Origin of the sequence: Allobosea caraganae (genome assembly GCF_003351345.1) — a bacterium.
GTDB classification, from domain to species: Bacteria; Pseudomonadota; Alphaproteobacteria; order Rhizobiales; family Beijerinckiaceae; genus Allobosea; species Allobosea caraganae.
Genome location: NZ_QQTO01000022.1, coordinates 159451 through 179301 on the forward strand (window position 1 = coordinate 159451; position 19851 = coordinate 179301).

At 67.7% G+C, this 19851-nt stretch carries 16 protein-coding genes and 1 tRNA gene; 10 read left to right on the forward strand and 7 right to left on the reverse strand.

Annotated features, from left to right (window positions below; all coding sequences use genetic code 11):
* Positions 1-44 precede the first annotated feature (44 nt).
* From DWF00_RS17115 to DWF00_RS17125, 3 genes are all read left to right on the forward strand, one after another.
* Entirely contained in the window at positions 45-2534 is a 2490-nt protein-coding gene (locus DWF00_RS17115; protein WP_114828936.1) for a ligase-associated DNA damage response DEXH box helicase, read from the forward strand.
* Positions 2531-3238: a ligase-associated DNA damage response endonuclease PdeM gene (gene pdeM / locus DWF00_RS17120; protein ID WP_245974021.1), complete on the forward strand. Its 708-nt coding sequence runs from the start codon at positions 2531-2533 to the stop codon at positions 3236-3238. Before DWF00_RS17115 ends, pdeM begins: the two co-directional genes overlap by 4 nt.
* Positions 3239-3352: 114 nt before the next feature.
* Positions 3353-3427 (forward strand) — tRNA-Thr (locus tag DWF00_RS17125).
* A 140-nt stretch (positions 3428-3567) separates the two neighbouring features.
* On the opposite strand, the gene DWF00_RS17130 is transcribed toward DWF00_RS17125, so the two are convergent.
* From DWF00_RS17130 to DWF00_RS17150, 5 genes are read right to left on the reverse strand one after another with little or no spacing between them, the layout of a single operon-like run.
* Positions 3568-4485: a dihydrodipicolinate synthase family protein gene (locus DWF00_RS17130; RefSeq protein ID WP_114828937.1), complete on the reverse strand. Its 918-nt coding sequence runs from the start codon at positions 4483-4485 to the stop codon at positions 3568-3570.
* Between the two features lie 24 nt (positions 4486-4509).
* Positions 4510-5412 carry an ABC transporter permease gene (locus DWF00_RS17135; protein WP_114828938.1) on the reverse strand — a complete coding sequence of 301 codons (903 nt, stop codon included), beginning with the start codon at positions 5410-5412 and terminating at the stop codon, positions 4510-4512.
* Positions 5412-6371 carry an ABC transporter permease gene (locus DWF00_RS17140; protein WP_114828939.1) on the reverse strand — a complete coding sequence of 320 codons (960 nt, stop codon included), beginning with the start codon at positions 6369-6371 and terminating at the stop codon, positions 5412-5414. Before DWF00_RS17140 ends, DWF00_RS17135 begins: the two co-directional genes overlap by 1 nt.
* 55 nt (positions 6372-6426) lie before the next feature.
* The gene (locus DWF00_RS17145) at positions 6427-8001 is read right to left on the reverse strand and encodes an ABC transporter substrate-binding protein (RefSeq protein ID WP_425453139.1); all 1575 of its coding nucleotides are present in this window, start codon (positions 7999-8001) and stop codon (positions 6427-6429) included.
* Entirely contained in the window at positions 7982-8728 is a 747-nt protein-coding gene (locus DWF00_RS17150) for a FadR/GntR family transcriptional regulator (RefSeq protein ID WP_245974024.1), read from the reverse strand. The genes DWF00_RS17145 and DWF00_RS17150 overlap by 20 nt, the downstream gene beginning before the upstream one ends.
* Before the next feature lie 133 nt (positions 8729-8861).
* Between DWF00_RS17150 and DWF00_RS17155 the strand changes: the two genes are divergently transcribed.
* Both DWF00_RS17155 and DWF00_RS17160 read left to right on the forward strand, forming a co-directional pair.
* Positions 8862-9815: a dihydrodipicolinate synthase family protein gene (locus DWF00_RS17155; protein WP_114828941.1), complete on the forward strand. Its 954-nt coding sequence runs from the start codon at positions 8862-8864 to the stop codon at positions 9813-9815.
* A 39-nt stretch (positions 9816-9854) separates the two neighbouring features.
* Positions 9855-11054: a mandelate racemase/muconate lactonizing enzyme family protein gene (locus DWF00_RS17160; RefSeq protein WP_114828942.1), complete on the forward strand. Its 1200-nt coding sequence runs from the start codon at positions 9855-9857 to the stop codon at positions 11052-11054.
* Between the two features lie 318 nt (positions 11055-11372).
* Here the strand turns inward: DWF00_RS17160 and DWF00_RS17165 are convergent, their stop codons facing one another.
* Positions 11373-12305 (reverse strand): T6SS effector amidase Tae4 family protein, encoded by a 933-nt coding sequence (locus DWF00_RS17165; RefSeq protein WP_181832601.1) that lies wholly within the window; start codon positions 12303-12305, stop codon positions 11373-11375.
* Positions 12306-12469: 164 nt separating this feature from the next.
* The gene (locus tag DWF00_RS17170; RefSeq protein ID WP_114828944.1) at positions 12470-12916 is read right to left on the reverse strand and encodes a MerR family transcriptional regulator; all 447 of its coding nucleotides are present in this window, start codon (positions 12914-12916) and stop codon (positions 12470-12472) included.
* Positions 12917-12991: 75 nt separating this feature from the next.
* Between DWF00_RS17170 and DWF00_RS17175 the strand changes: the two genes are divergently transcribed.
* The 5 genes from DWF00_RS17175 (at position 12992) to DWF00_RS17195 (ending at position 19837) form a co-directional block, all read left to right on the forward strand.
* Positions 12992-15310, forward strand: a complete 2319-nt coding sequence (locus tag DWF00_RS17175; protein ID WP_114828945.1) for a heavy metal translocating P-type ATPase — start codon at positions 12992-12994, stop codon at positions 15308-15310.
* Between the two features lie 16 nt (positions 15311-15326).
* Positions 15327-15956, forward strand: a complete 630-nt coding sequence (locus DWF00_RS17180) for a methyltransferase family protein (RefSeq protein ID WP_114828946.1) — start codon at positions 15327-15329, stop codon at positions 15954-15956.
* 181 nt (positions 15957-16137) lie between these two features.
* Positions 16138-16485 carry a type VI secretion system tube protein Hcp gene (locus DWF00_RS17185; RefSeq protein ID WP_114828947.1) on the forward strand — a complete coding sequence of 116 codons (348 nt, stop codon included), beginning with the start codon at positions 16138-16140 and terminating at the stop codon, positions 16483-16485.
* A gap of 89 nt (positions 16486-16574) precedes the next feature.
* Positions 16575-18215 (forward strand): DCC1-like thiol-disulfide oxidoreductase family protein, encoded by a 1641-nt coding sequence (locus tag DWF00_RS30060; protein WP_181832602.1) that lies wholly within the window; start codon positions 16575-16577, stop codon positions 18213-18215.
* A complete protein-coding gene (locus tag DWF00_RS17195) occupies positions 18212-19837 on the forward strand; it encodes a DUF4166 domain-containing protein (protein ID WP_245974026.1) in 1626 nt (541 codons plus the stop codon). The genes DWF00_RS30060 and DWF00_RS17195 overlap by 4 nt, the downstream gene beginning before the upstream one ends.
* Positions 19838-19851: the final 14 nt, after the last annotated feature.

Sequence of the window (19851 nt, forward strand, 5' to 3'; positions counted from 1 at the left end):
ACAACCATTCCCTCAGCCCACCTTCCGTTCTATCTTTGTTCAGAATGGACGCGCGCGCCGATCTCCTTCCGCAACACTTCTCCGCTTGGTTCGCCAGCCGCGGCTGGAGCGCGCGGCCGCATCAGCTCGCTCTGCTGGAGGAGGCGCGGGCCGGGCGCTCGACCTTGCTGGTCGCGCCAACCGGCGCCGGCAAGACGCTGGCAGGCTTCCTGCCTTCGCTAGTCGAGCTCGCCGAGAGCGACGGCAGGTATGATGGCCTGCACACGCTCTACATCTCGCCATTGAAGGCGCTCGCGGTCGACATCGCCCGCAACCTGGAAACACCGATCCGCGAGATGGCGCTGCCGGTCAGCGTCGAGACCCGGACCGGCGACACCTCCGCTGCCAAGCGCACCCGCCAGATCGCCAGGCCGCCCGACATCCTGCTGACCACGCCTGAGCAGCTCGCGCTGCTTGTCTCGCATCGCGACGCGAAACCCTTCTTCGCCAACCTGAAGCGCGTCGTGCTCGACGAGTTGCACGCGCTCGTCACCTCCAAGCGCGGCGACCTGCTCTCGCTCGACCTCGCACGCCTGCGGGCGCTGGCGCCGAAGCTCTCGGCCGTGGGGCTTTCGGCGACAGTGCGCGAGCCCGCCGATCTCCAGCGCTTCCTCGGTGGTTCCGCCACGCCGGCCGGGCTCGTCACGGTGAAAGGCGGCGCCAGCGCCGAGATCGGCATCCTGCATACGGCCAGCCGCATCCCGCTCGCCGGGCACACCACCGGCCATGCCGTGCGCGATGTTTATAAAGCGATTTTGGACCATCGCCTGACATTGGTCTTCGTCAACACGCGCATGCAGGCCGAGTTCATGTTCCAGGCGCTCTGGCACATCAACGACGACAACCTGCCGATCGCGCTGCATCACGGCTCGCTCGACGCACAGCAACGCCGCAAGGTCGAGGCGGCGATGGCGGCGGGCAAGCTGAAGGCCGTGGTCTGCACCTCGACGCTCGATCTCGGCATCGACTGGGGCGATGTCGACCTCGTCGTCAATATCGGGGCGCCCAAGGGCGCGAGCCGGCTGATGCAACGCATCGGCCGCTCCAACCACCGCATGGACGAGCCCTCGCAGGCGTTGCTGGTGCCCTCCAACCGCTTCGAGCTGCTGGAATGCCGCGCCGCGCTCGATGCGGTGACTGAGGCGGCGCAGGACACGCCGGAGCCGCGCATCGGCGCGCTCGATGTCCTCGCCCAGCACGTGCTCGGCGTCGCCTGCTCCGATGGATTCGCTCCTGATGCGCTCTATGAAGAGGTGCTGACGGCCTCGCCCTATTCGGACCTGACGCGCGCGGATTTCGACGCCACGGTGAACTTCGTCGCGACCGGGGGCTATGCGCTGCGCAGCTACGAGCGCTTCGCCAAGCTCAGGCAAGGCAAGGACGGCCTGTTCCGCGCCAGCAACCCGCGCGTGATCCAGCAATACCGCATGAATGTCGGCACCATCGTCGAATCGACCATGCTCAAGGTCCGGCTCGGGCGCTTGCGCGCCGGCAGGCCCGGCCAACCCGGCATGCTGTCGCGCGGCGGGCGCGTGCTCGGCGAGATCGAGGAGTATTTCGCCGAGACGATGACGACGGGCGACACCTTCGTCTTCGCCGGCGAGGTGCTGCGGCTGGAGGGCATCGTCGAGAACGAGGTGGTCTGCTCGCGCACCACGACCGGCACCGACCCGAAAGTGCCCTCCTATGCCGGCGGCAAGTTCCCGCTCTCGACCTTCCTCGCCGCCCGCGTGCGCGCCATGCTGGCCTCGCCGAAGGAATGGGACAAGCTGCCGGACGAGGTCTCGGCCTGGCTGCATGCGCAGCGCCTGAAATCGCGCCTGCCGAAGCCGGGCGAACTCCTGATCGAGAGTTTTCCGCGCGGCGGGCGCTTCTATCTCGTCGCCTATCCGTTCGAGGGTCGCCTCGCCCACCAGACGCTCGGCATGCTGCTGACGCGGCGGCTGGAGCGCGCCCGGATGCGGCCGCTCGGCTTCGTCTGCAACGACTATGGCATTGCTGTCTGGTCGTTGGGCGACATGTCGGCGGCGATCGCGCGCGGCGCGCTCTCGCTCGACGAACTCTTCGCTCAGGACATGCTCGGCGACGATCTGGAGGAATGGCTGGCCGAATCGGCGCTGATGAAGCGGACCTTCCGGGCCTGCGCCGTGATCGGAGGGCTGATCGAGAAGCGCTTCCCCGGCCAGGAGAAGAACGGCCGGCAGGTGACGATGTCGACCGACCTCGTCTATGACGTGCTGCGCCGGCACGAGCCGGATCATGTGCTACTGCGCGCCGCACGCGCCGATGCCGCGACGGGCTTGCTCGATATCGGCCGACTCGCTCAAATGCTGACACGAATCGGCGGCCATATCGTGCACCAGCCGCTGGACCACGTGTCGCCGCTCAGCGTGGCGGTGATGCTGGAGATCGGCCGCGAAGCGGTTCACGGCGAGGCGGCGGACGAGATCCTGGCGGAGGCGGAAGCTTTGATGCTCGAAGAGGCGATGGCGTGAACTCGGCGGCGAACGCCCTGCCCGCAGCAGCCGAGGCCTTCATGCTCGGCCGGCTCGCGATCATGCCCGATCTCTCCGGCGCGCTTGTCCTGCCGGAGGAGCGGACGCTGATCGTCGCCGACCTGCACCTGGAGAAGGGCTCGGCCTATGCGGCGCGCGGCGTCTTCCTGCCGCCCTACGATTCGACCGCGACGCTGGCGGCGCTCGCGGCCGCGATCCTGCGCCACGACCCGGCCCGCGTGATCGCGCTCGGCGACAGCTTTCACGACCGCGGCGCGGAAGAGCGCATCAGCGCTGACAATCTCGCCTCGCTGCGCCTGCTCCAGAAGGGCCGCGACTGGCTCTGGGTCACCGGCAACCACGACCCGCAGATCAGCCGCGCGATGGGCGGCGACAGCGCCGCCATGCTCAGCCTCGCCGGCGTGGCGCTGCGCCACGAGCCGGACCCGGACGAGCCGGACTACGAGATCGCCGGCCATCTCCACCCCGCCGCCAAGGTCAGGATGCGCGGCCGGGCCTTGCGCCGACGCTGCTTCGCGCTCTCGGAGCGGCGCTGCATCATGCCGGCCATGGGCGCCTATGCCGGCGGCCTGAACCTGCGTGACGCCGCCTTCCGGCCGCTGTTCCGCCACGGCGTGACGGCGCATATGCTCGGCGACGGGCGCCTGTTCCGCATCGACAGGCGGTTGCTGTTGGCTGATTGAAGACGACGGGTTGCGTCGGCGCGGTGCTTATGGCATCAGGGCGCCGCTTCGGAACGACGCCGCGCCCGCTTTCGCCACGCGCGATCGACCGGGCGCATCAAGGCTAGCGGTCCTGCTGCGGTAGCTCAGTGGTAGAGCACTCCATTGGTAATGGAGAGGTCGAGAGTTCAATCCTCTCTCGCAGCACCAGCCCATCCCGTTGATATCACCGAGACCCCTGAACGCAGGCGTGCCGACAGAACCTGAACCAGGGCAGCGGCGCCCTGCCGCCCCCGCCAAATCCAAGCACCCGCGCCTTTACACGCGCTGGCAGCGCAGGCCTCGCGCTCCTAACCGAGAAGCCCGGTACCCCTGAGAATCGCCTTGATCGCTCCTGCTTCTTCGGCGTTGAGGGAGCGTTGCGGGCGGGCCATCGTGTTGGTGTCGATGACGCCGAGAAGCTGCATCGCCGTCTTGAAGGCGCCGACACCGGCGGAGCCCGCGCTGGTGCGGCCGAGCGAGATCCAGACCATCTCGAACAGGCGGCAGAGCCGTTCCTGCTCCTTGCGGGCCTCGTCCCATTTGCCGGCCTGGGTCAGCCGCCAGAGCTTGACGTAGCCCTTGGGATCGACGTTGGCGAGGCCGGGGACCACGCCCTGGGCGCCCATCAGCGCGGCGTTGTCGACCACGATCTCGGACCCCGTCATCGCGAAGAAATCAGGCAGATCCGCCAGATCCTGCCTGACGAAACGGAAATTGCCGTCGTCGCCGCTGGAATCCTTCAGGCCGGCCACGGTTCCTTCGCGGGCGAGCGTGACGGTCGTCTTGCGCTCGAGCTTGATGTGGACGCAGACCGGGATGTCATAGGCGATCACCGGGCGGTCGACCGCCTCGCGCACATAGCGGAAATGGTCGATCGTCTCGGCCTGGTTGGTCCGGGTGTAGAAGGGCGCGGTCACCACCAGCGCGTCGGCGCCGGCGGATTGGGCCACCTTGGCGTGCTGGATGACGCGGTCGGTCGTCGGGTCGATCACGCCGGCGAAGATCGGCACGCGGCCATTGTTGATCTTGACGGCGTGCTCGATGATTTTTCGGCGCTCGTCACCGCCGTGGAAGACGACTTCGCTGGTCGATCCGAGCACGAACAGCCCGTCGACGCCGCCGTCGAGCAGATGCTCGATGACACGGGTGAAGGAGGGGTAGTCGACCCGGAAATCCTTTGTCAGGGGGGTGACGACCGGGGGAACCACTCCGTGGAAGCGTGTCATGAACCGAGACTTTCTCTGCTTGAATCACTTGAGGTCTGTGCGGGGGTCGAAGGCGTCGCGAAGGCCGTCTCCGATGAAATTGATGGCGAGCACGGTCGCCACGAGCGCCGCGCCCGCCGGCATCCACTGCGTGGGGTGCAGTTCGAGCACGACGGTCGAGCGCGCCGCCCTCAGCATGTTGCCCCAGCTCGCTTCGGGCGGAACGATGCCCATGCCCAGGAAGGAGAGGCCGGCTTCGAGCAGGATCGCATTGGCGAATTGCAGGGAGGCGTAGACCACGAGGATGTCGAGCGAGTTCGGCAAGGCATGGCGGAAGAGCAGATGGCCTAGACCAGCGCCAAAGCCGCGGGAGGCGACGACGAAATCGCGCTCGCGCAGTTCCAGCAGCCGAGCCCGCACCATGCGCGACAGCACCGGCCAGGACAGGAGCGAGATCACGAAGATCGTCGGCAGGATGCCAGGGCCGGTGATCGAGGCGAGTACCAGCAGCAGGATGACCGGCGGCAGCGTCATGGCGAGATCGACGAAGCGCATGATCGCGTTGTCGACGGCGCGCCCGCCAAAGGCGGCGAGCGCGCCGACGACGAAGCCGATCATAAGCGAGATCGCGACCGAAACCGACGCGATCAGCAGCGAGATCCGCCCGCCCTGGAGCAGGCGGGCCAGCGTATCGCGGCCGACGCCGTCGGTGCCGAGCCAATGGGAGGCCGTCGGCCCGGAGTTGAGCGCCCGCAGATCGATGCTGTTGGGGGCATAGCGCCACCAGAGCGGATAGGTCAGCACGGCGAGCAGCACCGGCGCCAGGATGAGCAGGCCTGCGATCGCCACGCGATTGCGGAAGAAGCGGCCGAGCGCGCGTTGCAGCGGGCTCCGGCTGAGGCTTTGCAGGGGGGCCGCGCTGGCGGCGATGGGGGCGTCCGCGATCATCAGTTCACCTGGATGCGCGGATCGACCACCGCATAGGCGAGGTCGGTCAGGAGGTTGACCAGGATGACGCCGGCGCCGACCAGCAGCGTCGCACCCATGATCACCGGGTAGTCGCGGGTCTCGACGGCCTTGACCATCAGGAGCCCCATGCCCGGCCAGTCGAAGACGCTTTCGATGAAGATCGCGCCGCCAATCGCGACGCCGATGGTCGAGCCAATCAGGGTGATCACCGGCAGGATGGCGTTGCGCAGCGCGTGCCTGACGATCACCGCGAACTCGTCGACGCCCTTGGCCCGGGCCGTGCGCAGGTAGTCCTGGTTCAACACCTCGATCATCGAGGAGCGCATGTAGCGCATGAACAGCGCGGAATAGCCGACGGCGAGCAGCGAGGCGGGCAGGATGAGGTGAGCCAGCAGATCGGAGAGCGAGAAGGGCGCGCCCGGCGTCAGCATCCCGCCCGAGGGGGCCCAGCGCAGTATCACCGCAAAGACGTAGAGGCCGAGCAGGGCGTTGAGGAAGGCCGGGGTCGAGATGGCGATGAAGGCAAGCACGCCGAGCCCGAGATCGATGGCGGAGTTGCGCTTGACCGCTCCGGCGACGCCGGCCGCGATGCCCAGCACGATCGCCATGGCAAGGCCGGTCAGCATCAGCAGCAGCGTCGGCCCGGTGCGCTCCATCAGGAGCGGCAGCACGCGCACGCCGGCCCGGTCGATCGAATAGCCGAGATCGCCGCCCAGCGCCGCGCGCAGCCAGGCGAGATATTGCACCGGCCAGGGTTGGTCGAGGCCGAGCCGCTGGCGCAGCGCGTCCATCTCGACCTGGCTCAGCGGGGCCAGCGGATTGAGGTAGGCATCGACCGGGTCGCCGGGGGCCAGGCGCAGCAGCACGAAGACCATGATGCTGAGCGCGATCAGCATCATCAGCCCGGCGGCGAGCCGCTTCAGATAGAAGCCAAGCATGGGTCAGTCCGTCGTCGAGGGGACGAGGGAGGGCGTTTGGCACCCTCCCGCCGGCTCAGGGCGCGATCGACCATTTTTCCGGCGTGGCCGCGAACGGCCCGCCGCCCGGCGCCGGCGTCCAGACGAAGTCCTTGAGCTTGACCGAGGCGACGCCGTAGCGGTTGGCGACCCACATCGTGCCCCAGGGCAGGGTCTTGTTCATGACGGCGCAGACGTCCTGGTATTTCGTCGTCGCCTTGGCCTGATCGGTCTCGGCGACGGCCGCATTCAGCGCGGTGTTGAGTTCGGGGATCTTGATCTGCAGGAAGTTCTGGCCGACGGGCGGCATCTGACTCTCGTTCAGCCCGAGATTGAGCGTTCCGGGATCGGGGCCGTTCTGCAGGCCGGCATAGACCAGCGGGAAATCGGCCGGGTTCGGCGTCCGGGACATGACGATGCCGTTATAGCCGGCGGGATCCAGCGCGCGCGGCACGACGTTGATGCCGACCTGGGCGAGCATGGACTGGACTGCGGCCATGACGTTGGCGGTCAGCGGGTTGTTGTAATAGGTGATCCACGAGATCGGCTTGGTGCCGTTGATCTTGTCCCAGCCGGCATCCTTGAGCAGCTTTGTCGCCTTGGCCGGGTCGTAGGCATATTCGTCGAGGCCCTTCGGGATCAGGCTCCCTTCGACGTAGCCGCAATCGGCCTTCTTGGCCGCGCCCTTGTAGAGGCTGTCGATGATCGCGTTGCGGTCGATCGCATGCATCACCGCCTGACGGACGCGGATGTCGTTCCAGAGCGGCACCTGGTTGTTGAAGCCGATATAGTTGGCGACGTAGGAGGCGCCTTCGATGATCGTGTAGTCCTTGTTGCCCTTGAAGGTCGGGACGTCGTCGGACTCGATATAGGTGAACTGGATTTCGCCGGCCCGCAGCGCCGAGATCGCCGCGGCCGCATTGGCGAAGTAGCGGTTGATCAGCCGGTCGACTTTGGGCCTGCCGCCGCGATAGGTCTCGTTGGCGGCGAGTTCGACGAAGCGGTCGGTCTCGTAGCGCACGAACTTGAACGGGCCGGTGCCGATCGGCTTGGTCGACCACATCGCGTTCTTCGCCATGTCCTCAGGCGCGATCGCCGCGAGCGCATGCGCCGGCAGGATCATCATCTTGGTCAGGCTGACGATCAGGGCGTTGTCGGGCCTGGAGAGCTTGAGGACGACGGTGCGCGGGTCTTTGACCTCGACGCTGTCGACGGCCGCCAGGCGCGCGGAGAGCAGGCTCGCGGTCTTCGGGTTCTTGTTGAGCTCGATGGTGAACTTGACGTCGGCCGCGGTGAATTTCTGGCCGTCATGCCAGGTCTCCTCGGCCAGCTTGAAGGTATAGCTCAGCTTGTCGTCGCTGATCTCCCAGCTCGTCGCCAGCGCCGGCACGAGCTTGGTCAGGCCGGCATCATAGGTGACGAGCGGCTCGAAATAGGTGCTCAGCCACGTGTAGCCGGCCGGCGCCGTCATCGGGTTGAAATTGCCCTGCAGGCCGCCGGGGCCGACGTCGAAGCCGCCGGTGATCGTCTTCGTCTGGGCGAAGGCCGGCGTCATCATCGTGCCGGCCAGCAACGCTGCGCAGATCAGCGCCTTACGATACGTCCTCATGATCATGGTATCCTCCCGTTAGCTCGCCGCCTTTGTTGGCCGCGATTATTTTTGAGATGCCGTGATAGTGGTGGTCGAGGCGCTCGCGCGCCGTCTCGGCGTCGCGTTTGGCGACGGCTTCGACGATCTCGTGGTGATCGCGCCAGGTTGCGACGGGATCGCGATTTTCGAGATTGATGAAATCCGAGGCCTTGATGAAGGCCTGCCAGAAGATGTCGAGCAGCTTCAGCAGCAGCTGGTTGTTCTGGCAGCGGAACAGGGTGCGGTGGAAGCGCCGGTCCTCCTCCAGGAAGCTTTTGCCGGCATCGACCCGGGCCTTCATCTGGCCGGTGATGGCGCGCAGCTCGGCGATGTCGTCGGCGCCGATCACCTCCACCGTCCTGCCGATCAGCGCTCCTTCCAGGGCGCGGCGGATGGTCAGGAGCTCCTCGAAATCAGCGAACCGGCCGCGCAGGCCGAAGGCGAGGTTGTCGAGCAGCGGGGCGAAGGAGAAGTCGCTGACGAAGATGCCGATGCCCCGCCTGGTTTCGAGGATGCCGACGGATTCCAGCGCCTTGACCGCCTCGCGCACCGAATTGCGGCTGACGCCGAGCTGCTGGGCGAGGTCGTTCTCCGGCGGAAGCTGGCTGCCCGGAGGCAGGTCGCTCTCGTCGATATAGGCCTTGACGCTTTCGAGCACCGAGACGTGCAGCGATTGCGGCTTCACCAGGGGCCTGATCGTCCGGTTCACAGCCTTCGACCTCGTCATTGGGCGCGGACAGCACGCTGCCAGGGAGCGCAGTTGGATGCCGTTCGTCTGTTGAACGATATTTACTTGTAGGATATCCCTGAAGTCAACAAGGTGGTGAGGCGGGGAAACGGCGATGGCCGGGAAGCTCGAACGAGCAGGCAGGTGGGGCAAGCTGCGCGGCAACTGGGCGACTCTGCTGCTGCCGATCGAGCCCGATGGGGCGATCGACCTGTCTAGGCTGGCCGACGAGATCGACGTGCTGATCGCCGCCAGGGTTGATGGGATCTATTCGAACGGCACCGCCGGCGAGTGCCACAACCAGACCGAGACCGAGTTCGACGCGATCCAGCGCGTCCTGGCCGAGCGCTGCAGCCGCGCGAAGACGCCCTTCGTGATCGGCGCCTGCCAGCCCGACCCCAGCGTCGCCCTCGACCGGCTACGCCGGGCCGTCGCACATGCGCCCGATGGCATCCAGGTGATCCTGCCGGATTGGTGGCCGGTCACCGACCCTGAGGCGGTGGACTTCCTGCAGATGGCGGCCGAGGCGGCGGGAGACATCCCGCTCGTGCTCTACAATCCGCCGCATGCGAAGCGCGTGCTGTCGCCGGCGACGCTCGCTGCCGTGCTGAAGCAGGTGCCGCAGGTCGTAGGCATCAAGCTCGCCGATGGCGATGCGGCCTGGTATTCGCAGGCTCAGGCGCATCTGGACGATTGGGCGCTCTACCTGCCGGGCCACCACCTTGCGACCGGGGTCCAGGCAGGCGTCGCGGCCGGGGCCTTCTCCAACGTCGCCTGCCTCAGCCCGCGCGGCGCGCAACTGTGGACCGACATGATGCGGACGGACATCGCGGGCGCCCGCGAGATCGAGCAGCGCATCTGCACTTTCATGGACGAGCACATCCTGCCGTTCCGGCGCGACCATGGCTATTCCAACGCCGCGCTCGACAAGCTGCTCGCCGCCGTCGGCAATTGGGCGCCCGTCGGCCCGCGCCTGCGCCGGCCCTATCGCTGGATCGACAATGCCGAGGCGGAGCGGCTGCGGCCGATCGCCCGGCGCATGATGCCGGAGATCATGGACGCGCGCTGAGTTTGACCATGCCCTGACCATCGCCCAAGCGAGGGACCCATGCCTGAGATCACCGGAATTCGCTGCGTCCTGCTGAGTTCGCCCTACGCCGACGCGGATGAGCGCGAGATCAAGGCCTGCTTCCCGAACGGGCCGAAGCGCACGATCGGCATGGTCGAGGTGACGCTGGACAATGGCGTGACCGGCATCGGCGAAGGCTATCTCGCGGTGTTCGCACCGCTGGTCTTCAAATCGATCGTCGATCTCTGCACGCCGCTGATGCTGGGCAAGGACGGCTTCGACATCCCGCGGCGGGTCAAGGACCTGCGCTCGCTCTGCGATTACTGGTCGCTCCAGGGCGCGGCGCGCCATGTCATCAGCGCGTTCGAGGCGGCCTTGCAGGACGCCAAGGGCAAGAGCCTCGGCGTGCCGGTCTATGAGCTGCTCGGCGGCGCCAGGCGCGACTCGATCCAGATCTACGGCAGCGGCGGCTGCTGCGACGCCAAGCACCAGTTCAACCGCGAGCTCGACCTTCTGGGTGCGAAGGGCATCGGCATCTACAAGATCCGCTCGGTCAAGCGCGACGTCTGGCGCACCGTCTGGGCGCTGGACGAGGCGGCCAGGCGCGGCATCCGCGTCGCCGTCGACATGTGCCAGAATCTGGCCGATCCGCCGCAGCCCGTGGACGATGTCGTCGCCTTCGTCGAGGCAGTCCACGCCAAGACGGAGCAGCGCATGCTGTTCGTCGAGGAGGCCGTCGGCCCCGACAGCCCCGAGGCGTTCCGCGAGCTGCGCCAGCGCATCGACGTGCCCGTCTGCGGCGGCGAGATCATCACGACGCCGAAGGAGATGATCGAGCGCATGCGCGCCGGCGCCTATGCCTTCGTTCAGCCCGACGCCTCGGTGATCGGCGGCATCAGCGCGGTGATGGAGATCTTCGCCGTAGCGGACGAGCTCAAGATCGACGTCGTCGTGCATGCCTGGGGCGGAGCGGCGGCGATCATGGCAAACTACCATGCCGCCTTTGCCGGCGGCGGCAAGCTGGTGGAGTTCCCGATGCTCGACTTCCCGCTCGGCCGCGAGATGATCGGCGGCCAGGGGCGGATCGAAGGCGGCCGCTTGCTGCGCCCCACCGCGCCCGGGCTGGGCCTGACGCTGACGCCCGAGATGGAAGCGCGCTACCCCTTCGACGAGAGCGCCGTCTATAGCTGCGTCCTGAACGACTGGAACCCGCCGCCGGACGCCTATTGGGAGCAGTGATGCGCTGCTGGTGCGTTTCGCGTCTAAATGGAGACATCACGTCCCGTGAACCGGCGCCGCAAGCAGACGTTTCGAGAATCTGCGACAGGCCAGTTTCGGAGCGCCTGAAGTGGTCGACAGTGAAAGCTTTGTTCCAGCGGCCCTGCCTGTGAGTGGACCATTGCACCTGTCTCCACATCGATATAAAGTGTATAAACCATTGTTTTTGCTTATCTATAAGCCAATTTGACTCTCTCGCAGCACCCGCCCGCATCATTGCTCCCGCGACCTGCACGTTGTCCGGCCTCAGCCGCCCGCAGCCACAGGCCCTGCCCGCTCTCAGAAGCTCATCTTCGCCGCGCTGAAGGGTAGCGCGGCGATGTTTTCGTAGCTTCCCGCCATCATCGTGACGTTCGAGACGGGCAAATAAGCGTAGAGCTCGGCGGCGTAGTCCTCGTCATTCCACTGAATGCGGAGCGATGGCCCCTGGCCGGCCGAGAAGCGTCCGGAATTCGCCTCGGTCGGGAGCGGGCAATTGGGATATGCCGGCGCGATCTTCTTATAGACGACCGTGCCGTCCGGGTAGAAGTAGTAGTAATATCTGGCCATGAGGTCGGTTACGACCCACCAGCCGATGAGCCAGGGCGGAGCGATGAAGGCCGGCCGCTCCGGCACGACCTCCCAGAAATAGATGCTAGGGCGGGCCCACATCCAGTTGGCGTCGATCGTGGCGACACCGCTGCTGTTATTGCCGATCGGGGCGCCGTTCTGGAGGACCCTGGTCTTGTCCCAGATCTCGGTATGCGCCCCGGCATAACCCTCCCTGAAGGCGAGGATGCCTTGCCGGCCGGCGAGATAGGCCTCCATGGTTTTTCGCGTGTTGCGGGAGCCGGCCTTCACGGTCTCGCCCTGGCCGTATTTTCCGTTCAGGTAATTCTCCAGCTCGTCGACGGCGCCGAGATGATAGCCGCCGCCGAAATGCGCGTTCGGCCTCGGCCGCGGGCTCGCCGCGGGAACCGTGTGGTCGCCGCCGACGGCGTTCAGCGCCCAGCTGACCTGGAAGCAGCAAGGCGTGTTCAAGGCCTGCTTTTTCTTCGGGTCATCGGGATGGGCCAGGTTCCACGCGTCGACCTCCTTGTTGTGCTTGACGGCCGACGCGTTGAGCCCGTCGACATAGGTCTTCATCGGCGCCGGCAGAGATCTGTAGGTTGGGTAGCTCTGGATCAGCTTGGCCGCGTCCAGCCGCAGCTTGCCGTCTTGCTCGTTCGCCATCGGACACTGCCTCCCGCAGGATGCGCAGCCGGCGCTGGGATGGTCGAGCCAATCCGACCGATCACGCGGCTGCCTCTGCCCTTCAGTAAGCCCTCCGGCGAATGCGATGGTCATCCCTCATTCGAAGGACGAAATCCGCTCGCCTTCAAGACCACCGCGCAGTCTCAATGCGCCTCGTGGCTACACAGGCCGTGATCGGCCAGCGCCTCGATGATGGCGCAGTCGCAAGCTTTGACGCCGCCGGCGCAGGTCGTGGCGATGCGGGCGAGCTCGGTCTCCAGCGAGCGCAGCCGGGCGATCTTGCGCCGGACGTCGTCGAGATGGCCCGCCGCGATGGCGTGGGCCTCGTCGCAGGCGATCTCCGGCGTGTCGGAGAGATGCAGCAGGGTGCGGATGCCCTCGACCGGGAAGCCGAGGTCGCGCGCATGCTTGATGAAGGCGAGGCGCTCGACATGCCTGCGGCCATAGCGGCGCTGGTTGCCCTCCGAACGCTCCGGCGGCGGCAGCAGGCCGACCTGCTCATAGTAGCGGATGGTCTCGACCTTGACGCCGGTCTCATCCGACAGCGCGCCGATCGGGACGACGCGCTCGAGTTTTTTCGCGGCGAGCATGATTTTCCTCTTGAACCTCTAGTCACTCCAGCTTGTACATAAGATGTCTCAAGGCGGCGACAAGCGGAGACGAGCATGGCCAATCGCAGCGAAACCGAGCTCCTGAGCTGGAAAGTCGGCGGCATGGACTGCCCGAGCTGCGCCGCGACGATTCGCGCCGCGGTCGAGAAGCTGCCCGGCGTCAGCGAGGTAAAACTCTCGGTGATGACGGAGACGATGACGCTCGCGCTCGATCGGCAAGCGGGCGCGGTCGAGGCCGTCGAGCGCCGCGTCATCGGGCTCGGCTATACCGCGACGCCGATCGCGGCCAAGGCGGCGGCCAAGTCCTCCGCTCCGGAAGCTGCCAGTTGCTGCGGGCACGATCACGACCATGGCCACAGCCACGATCATGAAGACCACGACCAGCATGGCCACGATCACAGCCATGAAGGCCATGATCACGGCCACAAGCATGAGCACGTCGCCGCCAAGGCCGATCCGGGCCACGGCCTGCCCGGCCATGTCCATGAGGTCACGCCGGACGGCGCGAGCTGGTACCAGACCAACAAGGGCCGGCTCGTCCTCGTCACCGGCGCGCTGCTCGCAGCCGCCTGGAGCGCGAGCCTGCTCTGGCCGGCGGCGGCGCATTGGGCCTTCATCCTCGCCTGCCTGATCGGCGTGGCGCCAATCGCGCGACGCGCCTTCGCCGCCGCGAGCGCCGGCCTGCCCTTCACCATCGAGATGCTGATGACGATCGCCGCCATCGGCGCGCTGTTCATCGGCGCGGCCGAGGAGGCGGCGCTGGTCGTCTTCCTCTTCGCCGTGGGCGAGGTGCTGGAGGGCGTCGCGGCCGACCGGGCCCGCGCCTCGATCCGCGCGCTCGGCGAGCTCGTGCCGAAGACGGCGCTGGTCGAGGAGAACGGCGCGACGAAGCAGGTCGATGCGGCCGCGCTCAGGATCGGGCAGACCGTGCTGGTCCGGCCCGGCGACCGCATTCCGGCCGATGGCGAGATCACGGACGGCATCTCCGGCATCGACGAGAGCCCGGTGACCGGCGAGTCGGTGCCGAAGACCAAGGGCGTCGGCGAGCCGGTCTTCGCCGGCTCGGTCAACCGCGAGGCTGCCCTGCGCGTGCGCGTCAGCAAGGCCGCCGAGGACAACACGATCTCGCGCATCATCCGGCTGGTCGAGGAGGCGCAGGAGGCGCGGGCGCCGACAGAGCGCTTCATCGACCGCTTCTCGCGCATCTACATGCCGGCGATCGTCGGGCTGGCGCTGCTGGTGCTGCTGGTGCCGCCGCTGCTCTTCGGCGGCGAATGGTCGGTCTGGATCTACCGTGCGCTGGCGCTGCTGCTGATCGGCTGCCCCTGCGCGCTGGTGATCTCGGTGCCGGCGGCGATCGCGGCCTCGCTCTCGGCCGGCGCGCGCAGCGGCCTGCTGATGAAGGGTGGCGTCGTGATCGAGGCCGCCGCCCGCACCGGCCTCGTCGCCTTCGACAAGACGGGGACGCTGACGCAAGGCACCCCGCGGGTGACGGATGTCGTCGGCCTGGGGCGGCCGGAGCGCGAGGTCGTCGCGCTGGCGGCTGCCGTCGAGACCGGTTCGAGCCATCCGCTGGCGCAGGCCGTGCTGGAGCGGGCCAAAGCCGATGCAATCAGCGTCGTGCCTGCCTCCGGCGCTGCGGCGATCGCCGGCCAGGGCGTCACCGGCACGGTCGGCGGCGAGGAGGTCTTCGTCGGCGCGCCGCGCCATGCGACCAGCCGCGCCAGGTTCGACGATCAGGCCAACGCCCAGGTCGCGCAGCTCGAAAGCGCCGGCAAGACCGTCGCGGCGGTGATCGCCGGCGGCAGGCTCGCCGGGCTGATCGCGCTGCGCGACGAGCCGCGTGAGGATGCGGCGCTGGCGGTGGCCGAGTTGAAGCAGCTCGGCATCCGCTCGGTGATGCTGACCGGCGACAATGCCCGCACCGGCGCTGCCATCGCCGGTGCGCTCGGCATGGAGCACAAGGCCGAGCTGATGCCGGACGGCAAGGTCGCGGCGATCAAGGACTACGCGATCGAAACACCGGTGATGATGGTCGGCGACGGCATCAACGACGCGCCGGCGCTCGCCGCCGCCACCATCGGCGTGGCGATGGGCTCGGGCACCGACGTGGCGCTGGAGACGGCCGATGGCGCGCTGCTCAAGAGCCGGGTCCGCGACGTGCCGGCGATGATCCGGCTGGCGCGGGCGACGATGGGCAATATCCGCACCAACATCGCCATCGCGCTGGGCTTGAAAGCCGTGTTCCTGGTGACGAGCGTGCTCGGCTATACCGGGCTCTGGGTCGCGATCCTGGCCGATACAGGCGCGACCGTGATCGTCACCGCCAACGCGCTGCGCCTGCTGCGCTTCGACGCCGGCAAGACCGGCTGAGCGGGGAGCACTACGCATGACCGCGATGGAGGCGATGAGCTACCTGATGGTGCTCGTCTACGTCATCAGCTTCCTGGCCATGTCGGCGATCCTGGCCAAGGAGGCGGGGCGGCCAATCTGGCTCTTCGGCAAAGGCAGCGACAGGCAGAAAGTGCCCGCCCTGCTCTTCCGCGTCGCCTTCGCCGGCAGCGTGCTCTGGCCGCTCGTGATCGCGACGCTTGGCGACCCGATCAGGGGCGACCCGCTGGCGCGCTGGTTCGACGGCCCCTGGTACGATCTCCTCGGCCACCTGCTCTGCGTCATCGGCGCCTGCATCGCCATCATCTCGCAGCGCTACATGGGCGCCTCCTGGCGCATCGGCGCGGCCGAGGGCGAGCAAGGGCCGATCGTCGACACCGGCCCGTTCGCGATCTCGCGCAACCCGGTCTTCGTCGGCCAGGCCGTGCTGTTCACCGGGCTGTTCATCGTGCTGCCCAACCTGATGCAGGCGGCCTTTACGCTGGCGCTCTTCGTCGCCATCGCGCTGCAGGTCCGGATCGAGGAGCGCGTACTGGCGGCCTCGCTCGGCGAGCCCTATCTCGCCTACCAGCGCAAGGTGAAACGCTGGATCGGAACCTACCCGCCGCGACCGGACCAAGCCCCGTAGTCTCCCATTCCTTAGCGTTGCCCATACGTCTATGCTGCCGGGATCGAAGCGGCTGCGGCCGCGCTTCGACGGGTGCCGAGGCCACACCCGACCGGCCGACAATCACGTCCACGACGAATTCCGGAATCATCCGAACACGTTGCGCGGGTTTATCCGCCCGCAGCCACCATGAGGGGACGGCATGTCGATCTATGTGGAATTCGGCGAGCCTTTGGACAAAAACTGCCAGGCGACATCTGCCAGCCTCGGAACGACATCCCCGCCGATCGCGGGCGGAATCTCGCATAGAGCGCAGTCGAAGGATTTCTCCTTCACCAAGACGCGCGACTCACTGAGCCCGGAATTGTCGAAGCATATGGTCCAGGGAACGAGATTCGGCACCGTCGTGATCGAATTCTACAAGAATGACGAGACGCTCTATGCCGTCTACACGATGAGCGATGTCATGATCGCTTCCTGGCAAAGCAGTGGGGAATCGGAAGGGATCGGCCTGAACTTCGGGGGCATTTCGACAAAGTACTACGGATAGCCAACCTGCCCGCACGCGTTGCCCGCTCCGCCGCAATGCCATAGGCTCTGACGCCACGAGCGCATCCGCCTGCTGCCCAGACCGAGTTCATGCGAGCCAAGACCGTAGCGATCGCGGGATGCGGACCGGCCGGCCTGGCGGCAGCCCTGCTGCTTCAGCGCGACGGCCATCGCGTCACCATCTACGAGCGCTTCGAGGCGGCCGGCCCGGTCGGCTCCGGGCTGATGATCCAGCCGACCGGGCTCGCCGTGCTGCGCGAGCTGGGGCTGGCCGAGGAAATCCTTGCAGCCGGCGCGCGGATCGACCGGCTGTTCGGACGCTCCGTGCCCTCCGAGCGCATCGTGCTCGACGTGCGCTATGCCGCGCTCGGGGATGGGGCGGGCCATGGCATCGGCATCCACCGCGCCGCACTGTTCAACGCTCTCCACGCCGCCGCGGTCGCCGCGCAGATTCCCATCATCACCGGACGCAGCGTGGCTTCGGCCGAGCCGACCGCGGCTGGCGCTCGCATGTTGATCTTCGCTGATGGCGAGCCGGCCGGACCGTTCGACCTCGTCGTCGATGCGCTGGGCACGTCGAGCCCGCTTGCGCCGCCAACCGGACGCGCCCTGGCCTATGGCGCGTTCTGGGCGAGCCTCGACTGGGTGGAGGGCGCCGGCTTCGACAAGGCCGCGCTGGAGCAGCGCTATGTCCGGGCGAACCGCATGGTCGGCATCCTGCCGATCGGCCGCCCCTCGCCCACAGACGCGCCGAAGGCGACCTTCTTCTGGTCGCTGCGCACCGACCAGCTCGACGCCTGGCGGCAGGCGGGGCTTGCCTCGTGGAAGGCGGAGGTGCTGAAGCTCTGGCCGGCGACGGCGCCCTTCCTCGATCAGGTCACGGCCCCGGAGCAGCTGACCTTCGCGCGCTATGCGCACCGCACGCTGCCGCAGCCGGCTCAGCCCGGCCTGATCCATCTCGGCGATGCCTGGCACTCGACCAGCCCGCAGCTCGGCCAGGGCGCCAACATGGCGCTGCTCGATGCCTATGCACTGGCCAAGGCGCTGCGCGAGAGCGCTGACCTGGCCATCGCGCCCGCCCGCGCCGTGGCGCTGCGCCAGCGGCATGTCCGGCTCTACCAGGGCATGAGCGCGCTGTTCACGCCGGTCTATCAATCGGACAGCCAAGCCCTGCCTCTGCTGCGCGACCGCATCGCCGGGCCGCTCTCGCGCATCCCGCCGGCGCCATGGATCCTGGCGGCGATGGTGAGCGGGCTGATCGGCTGGCCATTGCGGTCGCTCGGGCTGAACGCGCAGGCTCCACCCGATCTCGGCCCCGCGCTGGCGGCCGGGACGCGCGACCGGCCCCTGATCGTCTTCGACGGCGATTGCGTGATGTGCTCGGCGCAGGCGCAGTTCGTGATGCGCAACGACCGCGCGCGCCGCTTCAACCTGACCACGGCGCAGGGGCCGCTCGGGCAGGAGCTCTATCGAAGGCTCGGCCTGCCGACGGAAGATTTCGAGACGATGCTGCTGGTCGAGAATGGCCGGGTGCAGAGCCATTCCGACGCCGCGATCGGCATCGCCGCCGGGCTCGGCTGGCCATGGCGGGCGGCGCTCGTCGCAAAACTCATCCCGCGTGCGCTACGCGACCGGCTCTATCGGCTCATTGCACGCAACCGCTATCGCTGGTTCGGCCGGCGAGAGACCTGCTGGCGGCCGACGCCGGATGTCGCGGACCGCATCCTGTGAAGGTGCTCTTGCTCGGCGGCTATGGCGGCTTCGGCGCCCGGATCGCGCGGCGGCTTGCCGCGGCCGGGCATGAGGTGCTGGTCGCCGGGCGCAGCCGCGAGAAGGCCGAGCGCTTCTGCGAGGGGCAGCCCAGCCTCACCCCGCTCGGGCTCGATCGCGATCTTGGGCTCGCGGCGGCGCTGGCGGAGCACCGCCCCTTTGCGCTGATCGATGCGGCCGGGCCTTTCCAGGGCACCGGCTATGACGTGGCGCAGGCCTGCATCGCGGCGGGCTGCCATTATCTCGACATTGCCGATGGACGGGAGTTCGTCGGCGGCATCGGTGTGCTGGATGAGGCGGCGCTAGCGGCAGGCGTCGCGGTCATTGCCGGCGCCTCCAGTGTACCTGCCCTCTCGGGCGCGGTGGTGCGCGAGCTTGCAGTGGGGGTGGAGCGCATCAGCGCCGTCGAGATGGCGATCAGCGCCTCGAACCGCGCCACAGCCGGGCCTTCGGTCACCAAGGCGATCTTCTCCTATATCGGCAAGGCGATCCCGCTCTGGCGCGGGCGCCGCCCCCATACCGGCCATGGCTGGCAGGATCTGCAACGGCTCGACTTCTCGATCACGGGCGAAGCGACGCTGCGCGGCCGTGTGGTAGGCCTCGCCGATGTGCCCGACCTTGCCCTGCTGCCCGAGCGGCTGCCGGGCAGGCCTGCTGTGACGTTCCGGGCTGGCACCGAGCTGGCCGTGCAGAACCTCGCGCTCTGGCTGGCGAGTTGGCCGGTGCGCTGGGGTTGGCTCGCCGATCTCTCGCGCTTCGTGCCGCTGGTGCTGCGGGCGCAGAAGTTGACCTCGGGCTTCGGCAGCGACCGCTCCGGCATGATGGTGCGGCTGTTCGGCCTGGCCGGCGGCAGGCGCGTCGAGCGGCGCTGGACTCTGATTGCGAGCGGCGGCGACGGGCCGGAGATTCCTGGCCTGGCAGCGGCGATCCTCGTCGACAGGCTGGCCGCCGGAAGCATCGCGCCCGGCGCGCGCGATGCCGGGGAGTTGCTGGCGCTGGCCGAGTTCGAGCCGGCTTTCTCCGCCCTCGCCATTCGCCATGAGGCAACCGAGTGGCCGCAACCGGCGGCGCTCTATGAGCGGGTGTTGGGCGCGCGTTTCCTAGCGATGCCGGCTTCCGTCCGTGCCATGCATGGCGTGCTGCGCGACGATGGCGCGAGCGGCCGGGGCACCGTGACGCGCGGCAACAACCCAGTGGCCCGGCTCGTCGCGGCTGTCTTCGGCTTTCCGGCTGAAGGCGAGCACGTGCTGCATGTCTCCTTCACGGAGAAGGACGGCGCCGAGACGTGGACGCGCGATTTTTCGGGGAACCGCTTCACCAGCGAACTCTCGCAGCACGGCGAACACCTCGTCGAGCGCTTCGGACTGTTGCGCTTCGGCTTCCATCTCGAAGCCGATGACAGAGGGCTCGCGATGCATCTCAAGCGCTGGTGGCTGGGGCCTGTTCCCCTCCCCCTTGCGCTCGCGCCGCGCTCGCTGGCGCGGGAATGGGAGGCGGATGGACGCTTCCAGTTCGACGTGCCGATCGCGCTGCCGCTGGTCGGGACGGTGGTGCACTACCGCGGCTGGTTGGAGCGCAAATGAAAAACGCGCCGGGG

Bases quoted from the DNA above. Each gene is read 5' to 3' on its own strand.
- DWF00_RS17185 (WP_114828947.1), top strand. From the start codon at position 16,138: ATGTCGATCTATGTGGAATTCGGCGAGCCTTTGGACAAAAACTGCCAG.
- DWF00_RS17180 (WP_114828946.1), top strand. From the start codon at position 15,327: ATGACCGCGATGGAGGCGATGAGCTACCTGATGGTGCTCGTCTACGTC.
- DWF00_RS17165 (WP_181832601.1), bottom strand. From the start codon at position 12,305: ATGGCGAACGAGCAAGACGGCAAGCTGCGGCTGGACGCGGCCAAGCTG.
- DWF00_RS17170 (WP_114828944.1), bottom strand. From the start codon at position 12,916: ATGCTCGCCGCGAAAAAACTCGAGCGCGTCGTCCCGATCGGCGCGCTG.
- DWF00_RS17155 (WP_114828941.1), top strand. From the start codon at position 8,862: ATGGCCGGGAAGCTCGAACGAGCAGGCAGGTGGGGCAAGCTGCGCGGC.
- DWF00_RS30060 (WP_181832602.1), top strand. From the start codon at position 16,575: ATGCGAGCCAAGACCGTAGCGATCGCGGGATGCGGACCGGCCGGCCTG.
- DWF00_RS17130 (WP_114828937.1), bottom strand. From the start codon at position 4,485: ATGACACGCTTCCACGGAGTGGTTCCCCCGGTCGTCACCCCCCTGACA.
- DWF00_RS17135 (WP_114828938.1), bottom strand. From the start codon at position 5,412: ATGATCGCGGACGCCCCCATCGCCGCCAGCGCGGCCCCCCTGCAAAGC.
- DWF00_RS17160 (WP_114828942.1), top strand. From the start codon at position 9,855: ATGCCTGAGATCACCGGAATTCGCTGCGTCCTGCTGAGTTCGCCCTAC.
- DWF00_RS17175 (WP_114828945.1), top strand. From the start codon at position 12,992: ATGGCCAATCGCAGCGAAACCGAGCTCCTGAGCTGGAAAGTCGGCGGC.
- DWF00_RS17115 (WP_114828936.1), top strand. From the start codon at position 45: ATGGACGCGCGCGCCGATCTCCTTCCGCAACACTTCTCCGCTTGGTTC.
- DWF00_RS17140 (WP_114828939.1), bottom strand. From the start codon at position 6,371: ATGCTTGGCTTCTATCTGAAGCGGCTCGCCGCCGGGCTGATGATGCTG.